Source organism: Algoriphagus sp. (genome assembly GCF_024305035.1).
Taxonomy (GTDB): Bacteria; Bacteroidota; Bacteroidia; order Cytophagales; family Cyclobacteriaceae; genus Algoriphagus.
On record NZ_JAMWZB010000010.1, the window covers coordinates 137,349 to 143,889 of the forward strand.

Sequence of the window (6,541 nt, forward strand, 5' to 3'; positions counted from 1 at the left end):
TGCCCAAAAGGCGAGTCTTGTATGATTCGCAACAAAAAATCCCCTTAGTTTTTTGATTGAAATTAGTTAAAATTTTGACTAATACCGGTATTCCTTTTCTCTTTATTAGGGTAGGGATCTAGCTGTTTTATTTCATTAAAGTTCGCCCTGAATGGCTTCTTCAAGTTCTTCTTCTTGGTACCAGGATTGTTTAGCGGCTACTTTCCCCTCTTTATTGATTAATATTGCCATGTTAGGAGCTTCTCCGGCTTTTTGCCAGAACTCGTTTTTGGGACCATCAATTAATACGGGAGTGGTTAATTTATCTCGATTGATCCATTTTTTTGCAAGGTCTTGGCGCTGAGAAACTGTTTTTGGTTGTTTGGCGCTAATTCCATTTGCGATATTATCCGCTGCCAACCACGGCTCTGGTTCAGCGGAATAGGGACTGGGGGTATCGCTGGGATGTGCCTCTAAAGTATGGATAAGATAGATGTCTATCTCTCCTTTGTATTTCTCAAAAATGCGTTGAATTGAAGGAACCTGGCTTCGTGTTATGTCGCATGTATAGCTGCCATTGATGAGTAAGAGCGGCTTTTGGCGAGGTCCTGAATCAAATCGTTTTTGCTCTCCATCTACGGTACTGAGTTTTAAACTGGGCAGATTATCTCCTTTTTGTAATCCCAAGGTGTCAAAATCCATTTGGTTCATCACGCCTTGAGAAACTTGAAACTCAATAGGTTTTTCGGATCTGTCTTGGCAGGAATAAGACAAAACTATAAAAAATATAATTAAACTTGAAATAATTATAGAATCCTTCATCGTAATAGAAATAGATAAGTTGGTTATAGGTTGGGTGAAATAATGGAAATTAGTTTTCAAATCAGTCTCCAAATCGAGTAAAAGGTTTTAATTGGTTGCAGTCGGAGGGAAAAGCGCTTTTGCGGACCAAATTCAAGGATGATAGCCGATTAAATTTCGTCCGCTGCTGTAAAAAAGTGGCTTTTTGCGATTGTGATTTCGGACTGTGGGTAAAATATCAGAATTAATTTATACCTTTGCCCCACGAAAGGGGGTGTATATACATGATCATAGTAAACGTAAAAGAAAACGAATCCATCGAAAAAGCGCTAAAGCGTTTCAAAAAGAAGTTTGATAAAACCGGTGCGGTTCGGGAACTCAGAGCCCGTCAGGCTTTCACCAAACCTTCCGTTAAAAGAAGAGATCAGGTAATCAAAGCGGCTTACAAGCAAAAACTTCAGACTGAAGAAGCGAAGTAATCCGGTTAGGATAAAAAATAGTGGCAGCTACTCCAAAGGGTAGCTGTTTTTTTTGTTTAGGAGGATTAAAACTACGTTTAGCTCTATTTCATTTTTTAGTTTCCTTACTTTTTTAGAAACAACTCAAATTGGTCAGTTGTTTTTGCTTTACCGGTCAAATGGAATCGTTCAGGTACTATTTATCCCAAGGTGTATTGTATATTAGTTATGCTCGATTTCATCTATTCTTGTGACTTTTGTCATCAAAATACTTGGAATTTTTGATGTATCTTCAATTCACAAACCAAGACAAAATGATCTCCTCATTTCTTAGCTATTTACAATTTGAAAAGCGCAGCAGTCCACATACCGTGGAGGCATATGAACGGGATCTGAAGCAGTTTAATGAGTTTTTGGAACTTTCCTTTGAGATGACTCAACCCGAACATGCTGGGCATGCTGAGATTCGGGCTTGGATTATTGACCTAGTCGAACTGGGGTTGAGTTCTACTTCAGTGAATCGAAAACTGGCCACCTTGCGCTCATATTATAAATTTCTGTTGCGCAATGATTTAGTCAAATCCGACCCAACTTATAAGTTAAAATCCCTTAAAAACCCGAAGAAACTCCCCGAATTTGTACAGGAAAGCACCATTCAAGACGTTTTAAGGGAAGAGGTTTACGAAGCGGGCTTTGAAGGTCAGCGGGATCGGATGGTTATCGAGTTTTTGTATCTGACCGGGGTACGATTATCCGAGTTGATTGGACTCAAATGGATGGATCTTGATCTGTCCCAAGCTCAAGTCAAAGTCTTCGGAAAACGCAAAAAAGAACGAATAATTCCGCTTTCCAAAGGGCTCCTACAGAATATTGTTTCTTATCAAAAAGTATATGAGGAAAGGTTTTCAAATGCCCCGCAAAGTTCCTATTTTATTGTCAACAATAGGGGAAAGAAAAGCTATCCCATGATGATTTATCGAACAGTGAGAACGTATTTGGATCGATTTGCCCAAACTAGTAAGCGAAGTCCTCACGTGCTCCGGCATACCTTTGCCACCCATCTGCTTAATAAGGGGGCAGATCTCAATGCGGTAAAAGACTTGCTTGGCCACGCCAATTTGGCGGCTACACAAGTTTACACGCATAATTCCATGGAAAAACTGAAGGCTGTGTTCGAACAGGCACATCCTAAAGCATAATTAATTGATTGTTCAACCACTAAATGCACAAGATTATGAAACTGCAGATGCACTCAATCCATTTCGACGCTGATCAAAAGCTGATCGATTTCATCCAAAGAAAAGCCGATAAGCTGGACACTTATTACGATCAAATCATAGATGGGGAAGTTTTTATGCGATTGGATAAAAATGAAAAAAATGAGAACAAACTGATAGAGATCAAATTAAACGTCCCAGGAAAGCAGTTTTTTGCCAAGAATCAATCGGATTCTTTCGAGGCAGCAGCCGATGAAGCAATTGAAGGATTGAGAAGACAAATCAAGAAGTACAAAGAGAAAGTGGTTTTGGCCAAGCAATAAACCCGGTCATTTAAACACCCTAAACGCCTCCGAGAAATCGGGGGCTTTTTCGTTTCAGCCAAAAGTAGCGTTTCGCATTTTTTTCGAGCACAGCAGTGTATTGAGCTGTGCCTTCTGCCCAAAGCAATTCCGGAATGGCGCTGGATTTTCCGTTGATGGATTCAGCAAAAACCTCGAATTGACTCGAGTCAATTTCTTCCAAAAAACGATCCTCCAGAATCAATTGGTCATAATTTTCCAGACTTTGCCGCCAAGTCTCTCTATTCAAATCAATGAGTTTCACTGTGGGGAAAAGACTCATTCGGATTTTACTCCCCACGTGGAGATTCCCAAAAAAGGCCACCCGCTGAGTTTCGGATAAAGGAATGGTATCTTCCAACTGTGCTTTGAACTGAGTCCCCTGATGAGGAAAGGAAAGGTGATCAGTGAGGGTACTCAGCATTAGAAAAATCAATAAAAAGGAAAAGGCAATCACTTTGGGTAATTTGATCTGTCGTCGAAGCAGGAAAATCAGATACATCCCTACCACTGCCCCCAGGCCTAACTTTAAAGCTGTTAGGAATCCGACGGGATTTTTGAAAAATAAACCCAATGATAGCGTCCATATCAAAACCGATAATCCAATGATAATCCAAGCAGTGATTATTTGTCCCCGGATTTTGCGTTCCAGATCTATTCTGACCAGCAACCAAGCCAATCCAATGGCCAAAACCGGAGCTACGGGTAAAAGGTATCGCTCGTAAAATTTACTGGTCAAAGCACTCATTCCCAAAATAGCCAAGCCCCAAAGGATGATGAAACCCAGAAGTTGAGGGTTTTCTCGGCTTATTTTTTGAATTCCTTCTTTGAGCTTTCCTAATGGGAAAAAAATCCAGGGAATGAATATCAATAGCAAGACCGCCGTGGCCAAAAGTCCGTTTTGGATAATCAACCAAATCCGGGAAGCCACCCGAACTCCGACCTGATCTTCCAAAAAACTATCCAAATAAGTGGGGCCATGGATGTACCACATGGCCACAAACCAAAATAGGGCGATGAATAAACTGACCAGAATAGCAGGTAGAAGAAAGATTTTTTTCCAATGAATCCGCTGCCAAGGATTGAATAGGAGATACAGTATCGCTAAAATTCCCAAGGCTGCCGCGGGAAGCCCTTTGACTTCGAAAGCCAATGCCAGCCCGAAATAAAGTGACCAAACAGCCCATTTGGGAGCCGAATTTCCCTGCTTGAGCAATGCTACAATGCCCAAAGATGCGATCGTCAAGGTCATGACCAAAAGTACATCCGGGATGGAGCGGCCTGCCGATAAAATTAAAACCGGATTGGATGCCATAATCAAGGCTGAAATGTCCGCTACTTTTCGATCCTCAACTAATACCCTTCCCATTCGATGGGTTAACCCTACCGTGATAGCCCCAGCCAGCAAAAAGAAAATTCGGGAGGCAAAGGCATTGACTCCAAAAAGCTTGAAACCGGCCAAGACCGACCAGTAGGTCAAAATGGGTTTCTTGAAGCGAAGTTCTTCACTGCCCAAATAAGTGGTCAGGTAGTCCCCATTTCGAAGCATGTTGATGGCCGCATCTCGATAGTAAATTTCATCGGGATAATGCATGTGAAAATCCAGCGCAAAAGGGCCCACTAAAAGCACAAAAATACCCATGAGTATCCAAGGATTGATTTTTAGTGAGGTAGACTGGGGCAAAAGCATGTGCAAAGATAAGCCGATCTTAAAATTGAAGGCTTAAATTACTAGCGATTTAAGGGGCTTTGACATCCTTTTTTGTCCCCTGATGGATTTTAAAGTATTTTTGATGAAATTTTATTCCATGAGCCAGCCAAAAATCTCCGTCGTCATCACGGTTTACAATGAAGAGGAAAATATTCAGCCACTTTTAGCACAAACCTATGCGGCACTGGAGACCATCGATTATGAAATTATACTAGTAGAGGACGGCTCTACAGACGCGACAGTAGCAGAAGTGAAAAAATACGCCAATGAGCGTACCAAGCTGATTATCTTCAATAAAAACTATGGTCAGACCACAGCGCTCGCTGCGGGGATTGATAAGGCAAAGGGCGAATACATCGCCACGATGGACGGAGATTTACAAAATGATCCCACCGATATTCCTGCCATGTTGGAAAAAGCCGAGGCAGAAGAATGGGATGTGGTTGCCGGAAGACGGGCCAAGCGAAAGGATGGATTTGTGCTCCGGAAATTCCCCTCCAAAATCGCCAATTGGGTAATCCGAAATACTACCAAAGTCTATTTGAATGATTACGGCTGTACACTTCGGGTATATAAAGCTGAAATCGCTCAAAATATGGGCTTATACGGCGAATTGCATCGCTTTATTCCGGTGTTGGCCAAACAGCAAGGGGCCAAGATGACCGAAGTGGATGTGAAGCATCATCCCCGGATTCATGGGACTTCCAAATATGGATTGAGCCGAACCTTCAAGGTGTTGGCAGACTTGATCTTGATGCTCTTTTTTCAGAAGTATTTTCAGCGCCCTATTCATTTGTTTGGGGGGCTGGGCCTAATCTCATTCTTTTTGGGCGCTTTGATTAATGTGTATTTGCTGATTCTGAAAATTTTTGGAGAGGATATCTGGGGAAGACCGATTATGATTTTGGGCTTTATTTTGATTTTGGGAGGGATTCAGCTGATCACTACGGGGATAATTGCGGAGATCATTGTTCGGACTTATTTCGAATCGCAACAAAAGAAGACGTATACGATCAGGTCTGTTTTTGAGGGAGAAAAGCAGGAATTAACAATTAACAATTAACAATTCTCAATTCTGATCATTTGCATCGGTATAAAAACCAGCTGAAAACACTCCTTAAACTGATCCTGACTGGATTGGCTTTGTATCTGGTTTTTCGAAAGATTGACACGCAGCAACTTTTTGCGATTCTCCAAACCCTTCATTGGCCTTGGTTGATTCCCGCCGTTATGTTATTTGTCTTAAGCAAGGTTGCCACGGCGGTTCGGTTGAATCAATATTTCAAGAATATCGGTTTGTATCTCTCGGAAAAGTTAAACTTCCGATTGTACCTGATCGGGATGTTTTACAATTTGTTTCTGCCGGGAGGAATAGGAGGGGATGGCTATAAGGTTTATTTGCTTCATAAGGAATTCAAAACTCCTGTCAAAAAGTTGCTCCAAGCCGCGTTGCTGGATCGGCTCGGTGGTTTGGTGGCGATAGTTTTTTTGCTTTTTGCCTTGTTTTTGATCGTGGAGGTAGAACTGGATTTTTTGGAGACTAGTCTTTGGAATGTACTGATGATTGTCGGGTTGATGCTGACGATTCCGTGCTTTTGGCTGGGCCAAAAGTTTCTCTTTCGTGACTTTTTGCCCTCCTTTTGGTCGGCCAATGCCTGGTCTTTTGCTGGGCAGATTACACAGCTGATTTGTGCCTGGTTTATTTTGATGGCTTTGGGGATCGATGAGAAGATTCTGGCGTACCAATTGGTCTTTTTACTTTCCTCCATCGTAGCAGTGCTTCCGCTGACGATTGGGGGAGTAGGAGCCCGTGAATTGGTCTTTGTCTATGCGCATCAATACGCGGGAATTGAAGAAACCGCAGCGGTGGCTTTCAGCCTGATCTTTTTTCTGATTACGGCAGGGGTTTCTTTGGTTGGGGCTTTTGTTAAGGTGGAATTGAAAGAAAACGGTATTAATTGAGTAGTATCCACCCGAGCAACCCCGTCTTTGCTTAGTTTGATTTTTTATTAATGAAAAGTTTATAATAATTGG

The 6,541-nt window shown here is 42.0% G+C and carries 7 protein-coding genes; 5 read left to right on the plus strand and 2 right to left on the minus strand.

The window, feature by feature from the left end:
- Positions 1–135: 135 nt before the first annotated feature.
- Positions 136–801, minus strand: coding sequence for a deiodinase-like protein (locus Q0L00_RS07560; RefSeq protein WP_297336265.1), 666 nt, complete (start codon positions 799–801; stop codon positions 136–138).
- Positions 802–1,064: 263 nt separating this feature from the next.
- Between Q0L00_RS07560 and rpsU the strand changes: the two genes are divergently transcribed.
- The 3 genes from rpsU to raiA all read left to right on the plus strand — a co-directional run bounded on the left by rpsU (position 1,065) and on the right by raiA (position 2,778).
- Positions 1,065–1,259 carry a 30S ribosomal protein S21 gene (rpsU, locus tag Q0L00_RS07565; protein WP_087941158.1) on the plus strand — a complete coding sequence of 65 codons (195 nt, stop codon included), beginning with the start codon at positions 1,065–1,067 and terminating at the stop codon, positions 1,257–1,259.
- A 293-nt stretch (positions 1,260–1,552) separates the two neighbouring features.
- Entirely contained in the window at positions 1,553–2,437 is an 885-nt protein-coding gene (locus tag Q0L00_RS07570) for a tyrosine-type recombinase/integrase (RefSeq protein WP_297336266.1), read from the plus strand.
- A 35-nt stretch (positions 2,438–2,472) separates the two neighbouring features.
- The gene (gene raiA / locus Q0L00_RS07575) at positions 2,473–2,778 is read left to right on the plus strand and encodes a ribosome-associated translation inhibitor RaiA (RefSeq protein WP_297336267.1); all 306 of its coding nucleotides are present in this window, start codon (positions 2,473–2,475) and stop codon (positions 2,776–2,778) included.
- A 19-nt stretch (positions 2,779–2,797) separates the two neighbouring features.
- On the opposite strand, the gene Q0L00_RS07580 is transcribed toward raiA, so the two are convergent.
- Entirely contained in the window at positions 2,798–4,486 is a 1,689-nt protein-coding gene (locus tag Q0L00_RS07580) for a glycosyltransferase family 39 protein (protein ID WP_297336268.1), read from the minus strand.
- Positions 4,487–4,604: 118 nt separating this feature from the next.
- On the opposite strand from Q0L00_RS07580, the gene Q0L00_RS07585 reads away from it, so the two are divergent.
- Positions 4,605–5,570 (plus strand): glycosyltransferase family 2 protein, encoded by a 966-nt coding sequence (locus tag Q0L00_RS07585; RefSeq protein ID WP_297336269.1) that lies wholly within the window; start codon positions 4,605–4,607, stop codon positions 5,568–5,570.
- Between the two features lie 20 nt (positions 5,571–5,590).
- Positions 5,591–6,469 (plus strand): lysylphosphatidylglycerol synthase transmembrane domain-containing protein, encoded by an 879-nt coding sequence (locus tag Q0L00_RS07590; RefSeq protein ID WP_297336270.1) that lies wholly within the window; start codon positions 5,591–5,593, stop codon positions 6,467–6,469.
- Positions 6,470–6,541: the final 72 nt, after the last annotated feature.

Coding starts and splice junctions, on each gene's coding strand:
- Q0L00_RS07560 (WP_297336265.1), bottom strand. CDS start 801: ATGAAGGATTCTATAATTATTTCAAGTTTAATTATATTTTTTATAGTT.
- rpsU (WP_087941158.1), top strand. CDS start 1,065: ATGATCATAGTAAACGTAAAAGAAAACGAATCCATCGAAAAAGCGCTA.
- Q0L00_RS07570 (WP_297336266.1), top strand. CDS start 1,553: ATGATCTCCTCATTTCTTAGCTATTTACAATTTGAAAAGCGCAGCAGT.
- raiA (WP_297336267.1), top strand. CDS start 2,473: ATGAAACTGCAGATGCACTCAATCCATTTCGACGCTGATCAAAAGCTG.
- Q0L00_RS07580 (WP_297336268.1), bottom strand. CDS start 4,486: ATGCTTTTGCCCCAGTCTACCTCACTAAAAATCAATCCTTGGATACTC.
- Q0L00_RS07585 (WP_297336269.1), top strand. CDS start 4,605: ATGAGCCAGCCAAAAATCTCCGTCGTCATCACGGTTTACAATGAAGAG.